Annotated in this window: 13 protein-coding genes; 10 read left to right on the top strand and 3 right to left on the bottom strand. The window is 60.6% G+C overall.

The window, feature by feature from the left end; genetic code table 11:
- Positions 1-90: 90 nt before the first annotated feature.
- From P9250_RS21545 to P9250_RS21515, 7 genes are all read left to right on the top strand, one after another.
- Positions 91-1,086: a bifunctional riboflavin kinase/FAD synthetase gene (locus P9250_RS21545; protein ID WP_250463459.1), complete on the top strand. Its 996-nt coding sequence runs from the start codon at positions 91-93 to the stop codon at positions 1,084-1,086.
- A gap of 90 nt (positions 1,087-1,176) precedes the next feature.
- Entirely contained in the window at positions 1,177-4,008 is a 2,832-nt protein-coding gene (ileS, locus tag P9250_RS21540; RefSeq protein ID WP_310395080.1) for an isoleucine--tRNA ligase, read from the top strand.
- The gene (gene lspA, locus P9250_RS21535) at positions 4,008-4,514 is read left to right on the top strand and encodes a signal peptidase II (protein WP_244827217.1); all 507 of its coding nucleotides are present in this window, start codon (positions 4,008-4,010) and stop codon (positions 4,512-4,514) included. The genes ileS and lspA overlap by 1 nt, the downstream gene beginning before the upstream one ends.
- Positions 4,515-4,568: 54 nt before the next feature.
- Positions 4,569-5,786, top strand: a complete 1,218-nt coding sequence (coaBC, locus tag P9250_RS21530; RefSeq protein WP_310395078.1) for a bifunctional phosphopantothenoylcysteine decarboxylase/phosphopantothenate--cysteine ligase CoaBC — start codon at positions 4,569-4,571, stop codon at positions 5,784-5,786.
- Positions 5,787-5,790: 4 nt separating this feature from the next.
- Complete coding sequence (locus P9250_RS21525) at positions 5,791-6,810, top strand: LLM class flavin-dependent oxidoreductase (RefSeq protein ID WP_310395076.1); 1,020 nt, start codon at positions 5,791-5,793, stop codon at positions 6,808-6,810.
- Complete coding sequence (gene dut, locus P9250_RS21520; protein ID WP_310395075.1) at positions 6,807-7,253, top strand: dUTP diphosphatase; 447 nt, start codon at positions 6,807-6,809, stop codon at positions 7,251-7,253. The genes P9250_RS21525 and dut overlap by 4 nt, the downstream gene beginning before the upstream one ends.
- 357 nt (positions 7,254-7,610) lie before the next feature.
- Positions 7,611-10,121: a hypothetical protein gene (locus P9250_RS21515; protein WP_310395073.1), complete on the top strand. Its 2,511-nt coding sequence runs from the start codon at positions 7,611-7,613 to the stop codon at positions 10,119-10,121.
- A 74-nt stretch (positions 10,122-10,195) separates the two neighbouring features.
- Here P9250_RS21515 and clpA read toward each other — a convergent pair whose 3' ends face one another.
- Entirely contained in the window at positions 10,196-12,499 is a 2,304-nt protein-coding gene (gene clpA / locus P9250_RS21510) for an ATP-dependent Clp protease ATP-binding subunit ClpA (RefSeq protein WP_244827212.1), read from the bottom strand.
- On the bottom strand, positions 12,496-12,810 hold the full coding sequence (clpS, locus tag P9250_RS21505; protein WP_244827211.1) for an ATP-dependent Clp protease adapter ClpS: 315 nt from the start codon (positions 12,808-12,810) through the stop codon (positions 12,496-12,498). Before clpS ends, clpA begins: the two co-directional genes overlap by 4 nt.
- A 522-nt stretch (positions 12,811-13,332) precedes the next feature.
- Between clpS and P9250_RS21500 the strand changes: the two genes are divergently transcribed.
- Positions 13,333-13,539, top strand: coding sequence for a cold-shock protein (locus P9250_RS21500; RefSeq protein WP_244827210.1), 207 nt, complete (start codon positions 13,333-13,335; stop codon positions 13,537-13,539).
- A gap of 160 nt (positions 13,540-13,699) precedes the next feature.
- On the opposite strand, the gene icd is transcribed toward P9250_RS21500, so the two are convergent.
- Complete coding sequence (gene icd, locus P9250_RS21495; protein WP_244827209.1) at positions 13,700-14,956, bottom strand: NADP-dependent isocitrate dehydrogenase; 1,257 nt, start codon at positions 14,954-14,956, stop codon at positions 13,700-13,702.
- Positions 14,957-15,194: 238 nt separating this feature from the next.
- Between icd and P9250_RS21490 the strand changes: the two genes are divergently transcribed.
- Complete coding sequence (locus tag P9250_RS21490; protein ID WP_310396831.1) at positions 15,195-15,767, top strand: pseudouridine synthase; 573 nt, start codon at positions 15,195-15,197, stop codon at positions 15,765-15,767.
- A 358-nt stretch (positions 15,768-16,125) separates the two neighbouring features.
- Positions 16,126-16,329: a hypothetical protein gene (locus P9250_RS21485; RefSeq protein ID WP_244827208.1), complete on the top strand. Its 204-nt coding sequence runs from the start codon at positions 16,126-16,128 to the stop codon at positions 16,327-16,329.
- The last annotated feature ends 81 nt before the right edge of the window (positions 16,330-16,410 follow it).

The raw sequence follows: 16,410 nt of genomic DNA, 5'->3' as shown, positions 1-16,410 counted from the left end.
GCATCCGGCCGCGCGCGCCCGTCGATGCGTGCGAGCGTTTATAATCTAACGCTTTGCGGCGCAAGCCCTGCCCACCCACCAACGTCTATCGTGAGAGTCTTTCGCGGCCTCCCCAATGCCGAAAGCCGGTCGCCTTGTGCGCTGACCATCGGCAACTTCGACGGTGTCCATCGCGGTCATCAGGCGTTGCTCGCGCGCGTGCGCGCCGCCGCGGACGCACGCGGGCTGCCGGTCTGCGTCATGACCTTCGAGCCTCACCCGCGCGAATTCTTCAATCCGGCGGGCGCGCCGCCGCGTATCGCCATGTTGCGCGACAAGCTCGAAGCGCTGCGCACGAATGGCGTGGATCGCGTGGTGGTCGAGCATTTCAATCACACGTTCGCGAGCCAGCCGCCCGACAAGTTTGTCGAAGACATCATCGTGAACGGGCTGCACGCGCGCTGGGTCATGATCGGCGACGACTTCCGCTACGGCGCCAAACGCGCGGGCGACTTCGAATCGCTCAAGGCAGCCGGGGAAAAACACGGCTTCGAAGTCGAGCAGATGGCAACCGTCGCGCATCCGAACGGCGCGCGCATTTCGTCGTCGTCGGTGCGTTCGTCGCTCGTCTCGGGCGACCTCGACGCCGCGCAACTCGCGCTTGGCCGTCCGTACGTCATCAGCGGCCACGTCGTGCATGGCGCCAAGCTTGGCCGCGATCTCGGCTTTCCCACGCTCAACGTGCCGATTGCGCACAAGCGGCCCGCGCTCGCCGGCATCTTCGTCGTGCGCGTGCATGGGCTTGCCGATGAACCCTTGCCCGCCGTCGCGAGTCTCGGCCTGCGCCCGACCGTCGACGACTCCGGCCGCGTGCTGCTCGAAGTCTTCGTGCTCGACTGGCACGGCGACGCCTACGGCAAGCTCGTGCGCGTCGAATTCCTGAAGAAGCTGCGCGACGAAGAAAAGTACGTCGACCTGGAAACGCTTTCCGTTGCCATCGCGAAGGACGTCGCCAGCGCGCGCGCCTACTTCGGCCTGCCGCCGGCAAGCGCGGCGGGCAGCGGCGCGACGGGCTTCGCCATTTCGGCCACCGACCGAATTAGGTGAGCGCGCGGCGCCCTTGCGCCGCCCGCTGCCCCGTTCTCGAATCACTGCGCGCGTCGGCGACGCCGTCTCACCGAATTCACCGAGTCACACATGAGCGACAAGAAACAAAAAGCTGCTGCGAAATATCCCGTCAACCTGCTCGACACCCCGTTCCCCATGCGCGGCGATTTGCCCAAGCGCGAACCTGCGTGGGTGAAGGAATGGCAGGACGAAAAGATCTACGAGAAGATTCGCGCCGCCAGCAAGGGCCGCAAGAAGTTCATCCTGCACGACGGCCCGCCGTATGCGAACGGCGACATCCATCTGGGTCACGCGGTCAACAAGATTCTGAAAGACATGATCGTCAAGGCGCGCAATCTCGCGGGCTTCGACGCGGTCTACGTGCCGGGCTGGGATTGCCACGGCATGCCGATCGAAATCCAGATCGAAAAGCAGTTCGGCAAGTCGCTGCCGGCCACGGAAGTCATGCAGAAGGCGCGCGCTTATGCGAGCGAGCAGATCGAGAAACAGAAGGTCGGTTTCCGGCGTCTTGGCGTGCTCGGCGACTGGGACAATCCGTACAAGACCATGAACTTCGCGAACGAAGCCGGTGAAATCCGCGCGCTCGGCAAGATCATGGAAAAGGGCTACGTGTTCCGGGGCCTCAAGCCCGTGAACTGGTGTTTCGACTGCGGCTCGGCACTGGCCGAAGCGGAAGTCGAATACAAGGACAAGACCGATCCGACCATCGACGTGCTGTTCGCGTTCGCCGAACCCGAAAAGACCGCGCAGGCGTTTGGTTTGCCCGCGTTGCCGAAGGCTGAAGGCGGCATCGTCATCTGGACGACCACGCCCTGGACCATTCCCGCCAATCAGGCGCTGAACGTGCATCCGGAGATCGTCTACGCACTCGTCGATACCCCGCGCGGCCTCCTCATCCTCGCGCAAGAGCGCGTCGAGGCATGCCTGCAGAACTACGGCTTGCCGGGCGAAGTCATCGCCACGACGACGGGTGCGAAGCTCGCGAACCTGCGGTTTCATCATCCGCTCGCGGCGGCGCATCCGGGCTACAAGCGCACGGCGCCCGTGTATCTCGGTGAGTACGTGACGACAGAAAGCGGCACGGGCGTCGTGCACTCGTCGCCAGCGTACGGCGTGGAAGACTTCGTGTCGTGCAAGGCGCACGGCATGTCGGACTCCGACATCGTCAGCCCCGTCATGGGCGACGGCCGCTATATCGAATCGCTGCCGCTTTTCGGCGGACTGTCGATCTGGGACGCGAATCCGCGGATCATCGAGGCGCTCGAAGGCGCGGGCTCGCTGCTCAAGACCGAGAAATACACGCACAGCTACATGCATTGCTGGCGCCACAAGACGCCGATCATCTATCGCGCGACCTCGCAATGGTTCGCAGGCATGGACGTGACGCCGAAGGACGGCGGCAAGACGCTGCGCGAGACCGCGCTGGAAGGCGTCGAGAATACGGCGTTCTATCCGTCGTGGGGCAAGCAGCGCCTTTACAGCATGATCGCGAATCGCCCGGACTGGACGCTTTCGCGTCAGCGTCAGTGGGGCGTGCCCATGGCGTTTTTCGTGCACAAGGAAACGGGCGAACTGCATCCGCGCACGCTCGAATTGCTCGAGGAAGTCGCGAAGCGCGTCGAGCAAGGCGGGATAGAAACGTGGCAGGCGCTGGACCCGCGCGCGCTGATCGGCGACGACGCCAACATGTACGAAAAGAACCGCGACACGCTCGACGTCTGGTTCGACTCCGGCACCACGCATTGGCACGTACTGCGCGGCTCGCACAAAGACTCGCTGCAATTCCCGGCGGACCTGTATCTCGAAGGTTCGGACCAGCATCGCGGCTGGTTCCATTCGTCGCTGTTGACGGCATCCATGCTCGACGGCCGCCCGCCCTACGACGCGCTTCTCACGCACGGCTTCACGGTCGATGGCGAAGGCCGCAAGATGTCGAAGTCGCTCGGCAATGGCGTCGATCCGCACGAGGTGGCGAACCGTCTGGGCGCGGAAATCATTCGCTTGTGGATCGCATCGACGGACTATTCCGGCGAGCTCGCGATCTCCGAGGAAATCCTGAAGCGCGTGACGGAGACGTACCGGCGTATCCGCAACACGCTGCGCTTCTTGCTCGCGAATCTGTCCGACTTCGACTTCGAGAAGAACGCGTTGCCGGTCGAAGACTGGCTCGAAATCGATCGTTACGCGATCGCGCTGTCGCGCAATCTGCAGGACGACGCGCTCGCGCATTACGAGAAATACGAGTTCCACCCGGTCGTCGCCAAGATCGCCACGTTCTGCTCGGAAGACCTGGGCGGCTTCTATCTCGACGTGCTGAAGGATCGTCTTTACACGACGAAGCCCGATTCACGCGAGCGCCGCAGCGCGCAGACGGCGCTTTATCACATCGCGCATGGCTTGCTGCGGCTCATCGCGCCGTATTTGTCGTTCACGGCGGAAGAGGCGTACAAGGTGCTCAAGCCCGGTCAGGAAACCATCTTCACCGAGGTCTATCACGCGTATCCGGAAGTGGCGAATGCGGGCGAATTGCTCGATACGTGGACGCTCATCCGCAACGCGCGCGGCGACGTGACGAAGGCGCTGGAAGAAGCGCGGACGGCCAATCTGATCGGCTCGTCGCTGCAAGCCGAGGTGCTCGTGCGCGCAAGCGGCGCGCGTTATGACGCGCTCGCCAGTCTCGGCGATGCGTTGCGCTTCGTGCTGATCACGTCATCGGCGGCGCTCGAGCGCGTGGCGAGCGAAGCGGAAGAAGGCGTGGACGTGAGCGCATCGAGCTATCTCAAGTGCGAACGCTGCTGGCACTACTGTGCGGATGTCGGCTCGCACGCGGATCATCCGGGACTGTGCGGCCGCTGCTTCTCCAACCTTTTCGGCGCTGGCGAAACGCGGGGCGCGGCATAATGGTTCGAACGATGTCGAAACAAACTTCCGGTAGTGGCTCACTTGCGCCGTGGCTCGGCGTCGCGCTGATCGTCATTCTGTTCGATCAGTTGACCAAGATCGCGGTGCAGAAGATTTTCGCTTACGGCGAACCGCACGCGCTCACGCCCTTCTTCAACCTGTTCCTCGTCTATAACCGCGGCGCCGCGTTCAGCTTTCTCGCGGCGGCGGGCGGCTGGCAGCGCTGGGCGTTCACGGCGCTGGGCGTGGTGGCTGCTGTCGTGATTGGCTATCTGCTCAAGAAGCACGCCGCGCAGCGGCTCTTCTGCACGGCGCTCGCGCTCATCATGGGCGGCGCGATCGGCAACGTGATCGATCGTATCGCTTATGGTCACGTGATCGACTTTCTGGACTTTCACGTGCGCGCGTGGCACTGGCCCGCGTTCAACCTTGCCGACAGCGCGATTACGGTCGGCGCGGTCCTGCTCGTGTTCGACGAACTGCGGCGCGTGCGCGGTTCGCGCTGATGTTTCCGGCGCGGCTTTACAGAGAGCCGCGCGTCTCGCATCGATGGAGGCAAGTTGACTAGCGAACTCACGGGTAAGCATTTGGTGCTTGGCCTCACCGGCGGTATCGCCTGCTACAAGATCGCGGAACTCACGCGCCTCTTGATCAAGGCGGGCGCGACCGTGCAAATCGCGATGACGGAAGCAGCCACGCAGTTCATCACGCCAGTCACCATGCAGGCGTTGTCGGGCCGTCCCGTCTACACCTCGCAATGGGACGCGCGCATGCCGAACAACATGCCGCATATCGATCTTTCGCGCGAGGCGGATGCCATCGTCATCGCGCCCGCATCCACCGACTTTCTCGCGAAACTCGCGCACGGCATGTGCGACGACCTGCTCTCGACCTTGTGCATTGCACGCGATTGTCCGCTGCTCGTCGTGCCCGCCATGAACAAGCAGATGTGGCAAAACCCGGCCACGCAGCGCAACGTCGCGCAGGTTCGCGGGGATGGCATCGAGGTGTTGGGACCGGATTCGGGCTCGCAAGCGTGCGGCGAGGTCGGCGACGGACGCATGCTCGAACCCGAAGCCACGTTCGAAGCCATCTGCGCCTTCTTCCAGCCTAAGATTTTGCGCGGTCAGCGCGTGCTCATCACGGCCGGCCCGACTTTCGAGCCGCTCGATCCCGTGCGCGGCATCACGAACCGTTCATCAGGAAAGATGGGCTTCGCGCTCGCGCGTGCGGCAGCGCAAGCCGGCGCGGACGTGCATCTGGTGGCGGGGCCCGTTTCGCTGCCAACGCCCTGGGGCGTGTTTCGGCAAGACGTGCAGACGGCCATGCAGATGCATGACGCCGTCATGCAGGCCACGCCCGATGCGGACATTTTCATCGCGGTCGCGGCGGTCGCGGACTGGCGTGTGGATCATGTCAGCGAGCACAAGATCAAGAAGGTCGCGGGTCAGCCGTTGCCATCATTCGAGTTCGTCGAGAATCCGGACATTCTTGCGTTGGTGGCCAAGCAGCCGAACCCGCCCTATTGCGTCGGCTTCGCGGCGGAAACCGGCGATCTTGACGTTCACGGCGAAGAGAAGCGCAAGCGCAAAAACGTGCCGCTTCTGATCGGCAATCTCGGTCCGCTCACGTTCGGCCGCGACGACAACGAAGTCGTGCTCTTCGAAGCATCCGGCGCGACACCCTTGCCGCGCGCCGACAAAGCGACGCTTGCTCGCACGCTGATCGGCGAAATAGCGAAACGCGCGCCACGCGGCGGCGGCTCGATACTCTCCTAAGCCCATGACAAAGCTCTCGGTTTTAGACCAGACGCCTGTGATCCACGGTCACTCGACCGCGGATGCCATCGCGGCCACGCTCGATCTCGCGCAACTCGCGGACGACCTCGGCTACACGCGCTACTGGTGCGCGGAGCATCACGGTTTGTACGGTGTGTCGAACCCGTGTCCGGAAGTGATGCTCGCGCGTATCGGAAGTCTCACGAAACGTATCCGCATTGGCTCGGGCGGTGTCATGCTGCCCTACTACAGTTCGTTCAAGGTGGCCGAACAGTTCCTGATGCTCGAAGCGCTGTTTCCGAATCGCGTGGACTTGGGTGTCGGGCGCGCGCCGGGCGGCGACATGCGCACGGCGCAGGCGGTGGCCGCGGGTTCATACAATCGCGGCGACATTTTCCCGCAGCAAGTGGCCGAACTCGTCGCGCTTTTCAAAGGCGAACTGCCCGACGATTCACTCGCGAAAAGCGTGCTGCTTCAGCCGCAGATCGAAACGCGTCCGCAACTGTGGATGCTCGGCTCCAGTGATTTCGGCGGCTTGCTCGCCGCGCAACTCGGCATTCGCTTTGCGTTTGCGCACTTCATCAACGCGCAGTATGGGCATCGCGTGGCGGAGGCTTATCGCGAGCGTTTCACGGCCGGCCACGAGGAGAAGCCTTATCTCGCCGCAGCCGTTTTCGTGATTTGCGCCGATACCGACAAGGAAGCCGATGCGCTCGAACGCGCGGTGGATCTGCGGCGCGTGCAAATGGCTTATGGTTTGAATCAGCCTATTCCGTCGATTGCGCAGGGCATCTCGCAGGTCTACGGCGAACGCGAGCTCGCAGTGATCGCGCATGAGAAAGCGCGCAGTATCATCGGCACGCCAGAGCGCGTGACGGAAAAGCTGCATGCGCTGCAAGAGCAATTCGACGCCGATGAACTCATCGTCCTTACAGTCGCCGGCAGCTATGCTGCGCGCACGCGGTCCTATCAACTTCTCGCCGAGGCATTCGAACTCGGCCGCCACGCTCAAAAGAACGTATGAAACTCGACGTCAAGATTCTCGATGCGCGCATGCGCGATTTCCTGCCCGCGTATGCCACGCCTGGCAGCGCGGGCCTCGACCTGCGCGCGTGTCTGGACGAGCCGATGGTCATCGAGCCGCATCAAACCGTGCTCGTGCCCACTGGCCTCGCCATTCATCTCGCGGACCCCGGTTATGCGGCGCTAATTCTGCCGCGATCAGGACTCGGTCATAAGCATGGCATCGTGCTTGGCAATCTGGTCGGTCTGATCGATTCGGATTATCAAGGGCAACTGATGGTATCGACATGGAATCGCGGGGACACTGCATTCATGTTGAACCCGATGGAGCGTCTTGCGCAATTGGTGATCGTGCCGGTGGTGCAGGCACAGTTCAATATCGTCGACGATTTCGATGCCAGCGCGCGTGGCGCGGGTGGTTTCGGTAGCACGGGCAAGCACTAAGCCGCATAGGTCGGGCTGCAACGGCCCGATCAGTCGTTTTCTATTCGAGCGCCATCCCCGGCGCGCGCCCCGATACGGTGCGCAAATCTCGGATTTCTCCCATTCTGGCATTTATTTCCGCCACCTATAAATCGGGTGTCGAACTGATTTAAAGGTGTTCGGCACCACGCCTCGATAAGCTGGCAGCGGCTATCGAGATTCTCAATATCTTGATTGTTCTAGGAGCCAACAAACAAGACACATTCCAATTAGTTCGTTGTACGTACTTAAATAAAGTAGGTTCACAAATCGGCTCGTTATTATTTCGTATATCGAATTGATAATGATTCCAGCCGAAATAACGGATGGAGCAAGAACATGCAGATCAAATATGATGCAGTCGTCGGTGCGGGCGCCAATGAATGGTACGGCACGATCATCGTCTCCAACCTGCGCTATGAAGACGACAGCGCGGTCACGGTCGACAACTATCTTGCGTTCAACTTTCACTCCCCAGCCAATATCGACGCTACGGCAATCACGCCAGCGTATGCCGTGTACGTGATCGGAGACATTACCGCCGACGTTTCGCAGCTGGGCGACGGCACTTTCGACGCCACCGTGACGATCGACTACACCACGTCCTACACGATGCAGCCGGCGGATCAGATCACCATCGGCATCAATGGGAATCTGGTAGCCAGCCCCGACACGTGGCTCAATTCGTTCACCTTCGCGGCGGACCAGTCGCCCGATATCGAAGGAACCCTGTCAATCACGTGTCCGGCCGTGCCCGATCCCGCGCTGTCCGGTGTGCTTCCCACACTCACGCTGACTCAGGGGGACGCGGCCGTCACCGTCGTCCTTTGCTATGACCAGACGTGTACGTCCGAACTGGAACAAGGCACGTATAGCGTGATAGCCAACCCTGTTGTCACGGGCGATGAGACGGTCCTCGCTCCGTTGCTCGTGGACCAGTCGACCGTCAAGATCGTGGCGGGTCAAACCTCGTCGCTTAAAGCGAGCTTTGGTCCGGTGGAATATTACTGTTCGCTCGATCTCTCGTTTAGCGCGCTTACCGGCCTTTCGACCGAAACGCTTCATGTGACGGTGAACGACATCGAGACCGGCGCGACGCTCGCATTATTCGACACCCGGACGAACAGCGTCGTTTCGCTACGCAAGCTGCCACCCTCGGGCAGCGCACGAGTCTCGATTCAAAACGTCGCGCTCAATAATGTCGAATACTCGTTCTCGGTGCCGCTCGTCACGCTGACGAACGCACTGCAAACGTTGACGATCAGTGATTCGATGATCACCACCTCGAACGTCCCCACCACGGGCTATGTCGAGCTGCCGATCAATATCACGGCTCAGGATGCGGTCGATCATGCGATCGAATTGCGTCTGACGGGCGGTTCCATGACCTATGTGCAGAACGTATCCGCCAAGTCGCAACAGACGGCATTTGCCGTTCCGATACAGCCAGGCAGCTATAGCACGACGGCGGGCGATTTCCTTCTCGCGGGCGTGGTCTATGTCGTCGAGGCACCGTCCTCGCTCAACGTGACGAACGACGAGAGCGCGCATCTCGATGTGAACATTACGACCTCCGCCAATCTCACCGTGCCCGGCTTTCCGAACTATCTGTCGTTCGGCGGCTGTACCGATCTCGTGCCGAGCAATGAAGCGGATTTCGTCGCCGCGCGCGCAACTTCGATCTTCTGTTATGCCGGAACGGACGGCGCTGGCGACGCCAGCACGTATCTGACGGACGACCCTCAGACCCGCGCGACGATCTCGCTCGCCCGTTCAGTCGAGGACGACCTGGGCAATGTGCAGCCGGTGCTGCCCGTAATGGTGTCCTACACCTGCAACCTGTCGCTCGGCGACACGCCGGACCAGTTGGCGAACGCGGACGCTCACGCACACAGCTTCGCGAACTACATTCTGGCGCTCAATATCGCGAACGAGGCAATCGACAGCGCGCATCCGGTGCCTGCGGGATTCATCGTGAATCCTGACTTCCTCGGCTCATGCGAGCAGGGTAAATATGCTCCAACTTACGCGATGCCGGTACGCGCGCCGCTGCAGACCGCGCTCGATCACTGGCAGGTCACGGCCACGATTCCCGCTAACGTCACGGAGGACATCAAAGGCTACGTGCTGGCCGTGAACTGGCTGACGCGCACCATCGCGCCCAAGGTGACTTTCGGCTGGCAGATCAACCTTTGGGGTGTGGGCTACTCGGAGTGGATCTACGAGGCCGACGTCGATCCCGCGCAAATGGCGCAGCAGACGGCGAGCTATGTCCAGAGCCTTGGCGTCTACGACGAGCCGTACAAGCCCGACTTTCTGGCTATCGACCGGTACGAAGCCGACGACTTTACTCAGCGCGCCTACGAGAATGGCTACTGCTACGGCCCACGCGAATGGGATCGCTTTTTCGACTTTTGCAAGGCCGTCAGTCGTGCGCTCAAGTTGCCCGTGATGCCGTGGCAAATTCCAGCCAGCCACATACCGACCGTTGACGACCCGGTCGCGGACCCGTTCGATTCGCAGCACTGGGGCACGGGCGGAAGCTGCATTCTCGGCGATCCGGCAATCGGCTCGGATGCGAGCCACGTCAATGCAACCGTGCTTGCGCTGCCTTTCCCGGATGCGTTCACGCAATACATGGGCAACACGGTCGCGGACATGTTCACGCGCTCCGAGCCGTTCGATATCACCACCCCCCTCTACGGCGACTTTCCACTGCGTGGCATCTTCACCTTGTTGCTCGGCGGCGGCGCGACGACGGGCATCGTCACGACCATAGGCAACCCGGAACCGTGGACCAGACAGAAGCTGAATATCTATATGGATAACCCGATCTCGCTCGATCACTAGGAATCTGGGCGAGACGCGTAAAAAAAACGGCGCGGATTCGATCCGCGCCGTTTTTGTCTTCAACCGCAAAAAGCTCAATCTACCTCGATCGCTTCCGGATTCGGATTACGCGGCGGAGCCGTGTTTTCGTCGAAGGTCAGTTGCACCTTGTCTTCCGCATCGACGTCCACCGTCACGCGACCACCGTTGAGCAGCTTGCCGAACAACAACTCGTCGGCGAGTGCGCGGCGGATGGTGTCCTGAATCAGACGCTGCATCGGTCGCGCGCCCATCAGCGGATCGAAACCGTGCTTCGCCAAATGCTTGCGCAATGCGTCGGTAAAGACCGCGTCGACCTTCTTCTCGTGCAGCTGATCTTCCAGTTGCATGAGGAACTTGTCGACCACGCGCAGGATGATTTCCTCGTCCAGCGAACGGAAGCTGATGATCTGATCCAGCCGGTTGCGGAACTCAGGCGTAAACATCCGCTTGATGTCGGCCATTTCGTCGCCCGACTCGCGCTTCGCGGTGAAACCGATCACCGCCTTGCCCATGGCCTCGGCGCCCGCGTTCGTCGTCATGATGATGATGACATTGCGGAAGTCCGCCTTGCGGCCATTGTTGTCGGTCAAGGTGCCGTGGTCCATCACCTGCAACAGCACGTTGTAGATGTCCGGGTGCGCCTTCTCGATTTCGTCCAGCAGCAGCACGCAATGCGGCTTCTTCGTGACGGCCTCGGTCAGCAAACCGCCCTGGTCGAACCCGACGTAGCCCGGCGGCGCGCCGATCAACCGGCTCACCGCGTGACGCTCCATGTATTCCGACATGTCGAAGCGCAACAACTCGATACCCAGCGTGAACGCCAGTTGTTTCGCGACTTCGGTCTTGCCGACACCGGTCGGGCCGGAAAACAGGAACGCGCCGATCGGCTTGTCCATCTTGCCGAGACCCGCACGCGCCATCTTGATCGACGCCGACAGCGCATCGATAGCCGGATCCTGACCGAACACGACCGCCTTCAGGTCGCGATCGAGCGTCTGAAGCTTGCTGCGATCGTCCTGCGACACGCTTTGCGGCGGGACGCGCGCGATCTTCGAGATGATCTCTTCGATCTCGCTCTTTCCAATAGTCTTCTTCTGCTTCGACTTCGGCAAAATGCGCTGGGCCGCGCCCGCTTCGTCGATCACGTCGATCGCCTTGTCCGGCAGATGACGATCCGTAATGAAGCGCGCCGACAGTTCAGCCGCCGCCGACAGCGCGCCCGACGAATATTTCACGCCGTGGTGCTCTTCGAAACGCGACTTCAAACCGCGCAGAATCGCAACTGTCTGCTCGACCGAAGGCTCGGTGACATCGACCTTCTGGAAACGCCGCGAAAGCGCCGCGTCCTTCTCGAAGATGCCGCGATATTCGGTGAACGTGGTCGCGCCAATGCACTTCAACTGTCCCGACGACAACGCCGGCTTCAGCAGGTTCGACGCGTCGAGCGTACCGCCCGAAGCCGCGCCAGCGCCGATCAGCGTATGAATTTCGTCGATGAACAGAATGGCGTGCGGACGCTCTTTCAGTTCCTTCAATACCGTCTTGAGACGCTGCTCGAAGTCGCCGCGATACTTCGTGCCCGCCAGCAACGCGCCCATATCGAGCGAGTAGACCTGAGCGTCGGCCAGAATGTCCGGCACTTCGCCGCGCGTGATGCGCCAGGCGAGGCCTTCCGCAATCGCGGTCTTGCCCACGCCCGCTTCGCCGACCAGCAGCGGATTGTTCTTGCGGCGACGGCACAGCACCTGCACCACGCGCTCGACTTCGGACTCGCGGCCGATCAGCGGATCGATCTTGCCGTCCTTCGCGCTTTGGTTGAGGTTTTGCGTGAATTGCGCGAGCGGCGTTTCCTTCTGCGCCGCGGCGTCTTCCGACTCCGGATTCGCCTCGCTGCTCGCCTTGGCCGCATCGCCGCTACTGCTCTTGGCAATACCATGCGAAATGAAATTCACGACATCGAGACGCGTCACGCCCTGCTGTTGCAGGTAGTAGACCGCATGCGAATCCTTCTCGCCGAAGATCGCGACGAGCACATTCGCGCCGGTCACTTCCTTCTTGCCGTTCGAGGTCGATTGCACATGCATGATCGCGCGTTGAATCACGCGCTGGAAACCAAGCGTCGGCTGAGTATCGACGTCGTCCGTGCCGGGCACGGTCGGCGTGTTGTCATGAATGAAATTGCGCAGGTTCTGACGCAAATCTTCAATGTTGGCTGCGCAGGCACGCAACACCTCAGCCGCGGTCGGATTGTCCAAAAGGGCGAGCAAGAGATGCTCGACCGTAATGAACTCATGCCGCGCCTGACGTGCTTCCATAAACGCCATGTGCAGACTGACTTCCAGTTCCTGGGCAATCATGCTTCCTCCATCACGCACTGCAGCGGATGACCCGCCTGCCGTGCATGGCTAACGACTTGCTCAACTTTGGTCGACGCAATGTCTCGCGTGTAGACCCCACAAACTCCCCTGCCTTCGCGATGAACCTTCAGCATGATCTGCGTCGCAGTCTCACGATCCTTATTGAAGTATTCCTGCACGATCATCACGACGAATTCCATCGGCGTGAAGTCGTCGTTCAGCAGCACTACCTTGTACATCGCCGGCTGCTTGAGCTTCTGCTCCTGCCGCTCAAGTACCGTGCCGTCCTGCTTGTTGGGATTTGTCGCCATACACCCATTCTAAACAACACCGATTCCATCGCAATCGTCGCACCAGCGCCGGTCACCCGGTCGATGTTACTGCTGGCTGCAACGCTCGCAGATGGAACGTCCATTCAATCCTGCCGCTGCTTATCACGTCAGCGCGGCCCGCTTGCACCTCGTTGAAACCAGTATCGCACAGCTTCAAAAAAAACAAACTGCACGCCGGGTGCCGGGGGCCGCCGGGTTACCACACAAGTGAGACGATTATGCGACTTTTCAAGATGGCTTGCTTGGGCGGCTACGCACACGCAATGCAGGAATTACCCTACGAATGCGACATACACAACGAGCTTAACGGCCATCTCAAAATTTCCTTGACACCCGATTTAAGAGATTCAACAATCAAACTGGCACTTTTTTCCGGGGGCCTCCGGAAATAGAAAAAGAGCCGAGGTGAGCTAGTGAGGAGGACGCGGTTCACAAAGTGGGGTGGCCGACGAGCTTTTCGAGCGTGCTCTGGTTGCGACGAGAGTTAGAGGGGATGTACGAATGTCTACTGGTACGGTCAAATGGTTTAACGACGCGAAAGGTTACGGATTCATCACGCCCGATGAAGGCGGCGAGGATCTGTTTGCACATTTCTCGGCGATTCAAATGAACGGTTTCAAGACGCTCAAGGAAGGCCAGAAGGTCTCCTTCGAGATCGTCCAGGGACCGAAGGGCAAGCAGGCTTCCAACATCCAGGACACTGTCTGAGACGCGGACTGACCGTAAGAAGCGCAAAGCCTTTGAAACCCGGCCCAGGCCGGGTTTTTTTATTGCCTGTTTCTACGCGTTTTACCAAAGACAAAACCCCAAAGACTTTAAACCCTTGGGGTTTTAATGCAAATACCGGTGATTCGTTGCGGCCGCGCAGTCACATATTCTCGATCATTACTTCGCCGAAACCCGAACATGAAACTTGCGTCGCGCCTTCCATGAGACGCGCGAAGTCGTAAGTAACGCGTTTGGACAGAATGGATTGTTCCATTGAATCGATGATTCGATCCGCCGCCTCGGTCCAGCCGAGATGACGCAGCATCATCTCGGCAGACAAAATTTCCGATCCCGGATTCACATAATCCTTGCCGGCGTACTTCGGCGCGGTGCCGTGAGTGGCTTCGAACATTGCAACCGAGTCCGACATATTGGCGCCCGGCGCAATGCCGATCCCGCCGACCTGCGCCGCGAGCGCATCGGAAATGTAATCGCCGTTCAAGTTCAGCGTGGCGATCACGTCGTATTCGGCGGGGCGCAAAAGAATCTGCTGTAGGAACGCATCCGCGATCACGTCCTTGACGACGATATCGCCACCCGTCTTCGGATTTTTCACCTTCATCCAAGGGCCGCCGTCGATCAGTTCCGCGCCGAACTCCTTCTGCGCGAGCGCATAGCCGTAATCGCGGAACGCGCCCTCGGTGAACTTCATGATGTTGCCCTTGTGCACGAGTGAAACCGAGCGGCGCTCGTTGTCGATGGCGTATTGAATTGCCTTGCGCACGAGCCGCTCGGTGCCCTCGCGCGACACCGGCTTGATGCCGAGCCCCGACGAGTCCGGAAAGCGGATCTTCTTCACGCCCATTTCCTCGCGCAGAAATTGGATGACCTTCTTCGCTTCCGGCGATTCGGCGGGCCACTCAACGCCCGCATAGATGTCTTCCGAGTTCTCGCGAAAGATCACCATGTCGACCTTTTCTGGCTCGCGCACGGGCGAAGGCACGCCTTTGAAGTAGCGCACCGGCCGCAGACAAACGTAGAGGTCCAGCTGCTGGCGCAGCGCGACGTTGAGCGAGCGAATGCCGCCGCCCACCGGCGTCGTGAGCGGTCCCTTGATGGACACGAGGTATTCCTTCACCACGTCGAGCGTTTCGTCCGGCAGCCAGACGTCGGGACCGTAGACGCGCGTCGCCTTCTCGCCCGCGAAGATCTCCATCCATTGAATCTTGCGCTTGCCACCGTAGGCCCGCTCGACCGCCGCATCGACCACTTTGATCATGACCGGCGTGATGTCGACGCCCGTACCGTCACCCTCGATATACGGGATGATCGGCTGATCCGGGACGTTGAGCGAGTAATCCGCGTTGACGGTGATCTTTTCACCGTCCGCCGGAACCTGGATGTGCTGATACGGCATGGTCGACTCCAAAGAAGGCCGGGCTCGAATGGAAGCTGGCGCGATAGTGCGGACGATTCGCGGACCATGAACGTCGACGGCGCCCGCGAGCATGGCCAGAACAGCATTCTAACCACGCGCGAGTACAGCCGGTCGCCGTTCGAGGCCTGGCGTCGCGCTTGCGTCGGCTCGCGTCAGGATTGGGGGCGGCTCATTATGCATTAAGATGCCGCTTCGAATTCCGCCGCGCCTTCCTCCGATGCCGCTCATCGCGCTCAATAAACCCTTCGGCACCATCTGCCAGTTTTCCGCGCACGAAACGCGTCCCTCGCTCGGCGACTGGGTAAAGACGCCGGGCGTGTACCCGGCGGGCCGGCTCGACGCCGACAGCGAAGGCCTGCTTTTACTCACCGACGATGGCGCGTTGCAGGCGCGTATTGCCGAGCCGCGTCACAAGCTCGTCAAGCGTTATTGGGCGCAAGTGGAAGGCGCCCCTGACGATGCCGCGCTCGCGCATCTCGCGAAAGGCGTCGATCTGGGCGACTACGTGACGCGTCCGTGCCAAAGCGCCTTCGTCGCCCAAGAAGATAGCGACGCGCTCTGGCCGCGCAATCCGCCGATCCGCTATCGCGCGGCAATCCCCACGACGTGGATCGAGCTCGCCATCACCGAGGGCAAGAACCGGCAGGTCAGGCGCATGACCGCAGCCGTGGGCTATCCGACGTTGCGGCTCGTGCGCGTGGCTGTCGGCGCACTCGATATCTTCGCGCTCGGACTCGCGCCGGGCGAATGCATCGAGGTGAATGCGCGCGCGCCGTGGCGACGCGCTTAAAGCTTTATCGACGATAAGCGTCACGTCGTGCGTTTAAATGGCGTGTCGTGTAACCACGCGTGCAAAGCGCCGAGAAACTTTTTGCCGCGCGTTCGCAAATCTCTTTGAAACGACGTCAACCGAGTCTTCACGCGATGCGTTAAGGACCGCAGATGCCGAACAAAGCTATCCGGCATGAGCGATAAACCAATTGAATATGCTGTGTGCTCCAGGGTATTTGAAAGGTCAAAGCGCTCACAGCTGTATCGAAGACCAGATCATCGATACGACTGTCAACCGAAAGGTGGATGGCTCGTTTACCGACATGACTCCATGACCGGGTCGTTTGGTTAATCAACTCAAGCTAGAGGATTCACAAATGAACAAACTGATCGCTGCTCTCGTCGCTGGCCTGTTCGCAACGGCTGCATTCGCACAAGCATCGGCACCGGAAGCTGCTGCTCCGGCTGCTGCTTCGTCGGCACCGGCAAAGAAGGCTCACAAGTCGCACAAGAGCTCGAAGAAGCACGCGCACAAGAAGGCTGCCGCTTCGGCACCGGAAGCCGCTTCGGCAGCTCAGTAAGTTCGTTGTAAGAGGCGGTATAGCGAAGTTCGATGTTGCAGTACCTGCAAAATCAATAACGAGCAATATCGCCGTCTTTAC

This window comes from Caballeronia sp. LP006, from assembly GCF_031450995.1.
Taxonomy (GTDB): Bacteria; Pseudomonadota; Gammaproteobacteria; order Burkholderiales; family Burkholderiaceae; genus Caballeronia.
The sequence above is the reverse complement of the archived record's forward strand: the minus strand, read 5'-3'. Positions and strand labels throughout refer to the sequence as shown.

What these genes read in the sequence shown, in the direction of transcription:
- ileS (WP_310395080.1), top strand. Translation starts at nt 1,177, where the DNA reads ATGAGCGACAAGAAACAAAAAGCTGCTGCGAAATATCCCGTCAACCTG.
- lspA (WP_244827217.1), top strand. Translation starts at nt 4,008, where the DNA reads ATGGTTCGAACGATGTCGAAACAAACTTCCGGTAGTGGCTCACTTGCG.
- P9250_RS21525 (WP_310395076.1), top strand. Translation starts at nt 5,791, where the DNA reads ATGACAAAGCTCTCGGTTTTAGACCAGACGCCTGTGATCCACGGTCAC.
- dut (WP_310395075.1), top strand. Translation starts at nt 6,807, where the DNA reads ATGAAACTCGACGTCAAGATTCTCGATGCGCGCATGCGCGATTTCCTG.
- P9250_RS21515 (WP_310395073.1), top strand. Translation starts at nt 7,611, where the DNA reads ATGCAGATCAAATATGATGCAGTCGTCGGTGCGGGCGCCAATGAATGG.
- clpA (WP_244827212.1), bottom strand. Translation starts at nt 12,499, where the DNA reads ATGATTGCCCAGGAACTGGAAGTCAGTCTGCACATGGCGTTTATGGAA.
- clpS (WP_244827211.1), bottom strand. Translation starts at nt 12,810, where the DNA reads ATGGCGACAAATCCCAACAAGCAGGACGGCACGGTACTTGAGCGGCAG.
- P9250_RS21500 (WP_244827210.1), top strand. Translation starts at nt 13,333, where the DNA reads ATGTCTACTGGTACGGTCAAATGGTTTAACGACGCGAAAGGTTACGGA.
- icd (WP_244827209.1), bottom strand. Translation starts at nt 14,956, where the DNA reads ATGCCGTATCAGCACATCCAGGTTCCGGCGGACGGTGAAAAGATCACC.
- P9250_RS21490 (WP_310396831.1), top strand. Translation starts at nt 15,195, where the DNA reads ATGCCGCTCATCGCGCTCAATAAACCCTTCGGCACCATCTGCCAGTTT.
- P9250_RS21485 (WP_244827208.1), top strand. Translation starts at nt 16,126, where the DNA reads ATGAACAAACTGATCGCTGCTCTCGTCGCTGGCCTGTTCGCAACGGCT.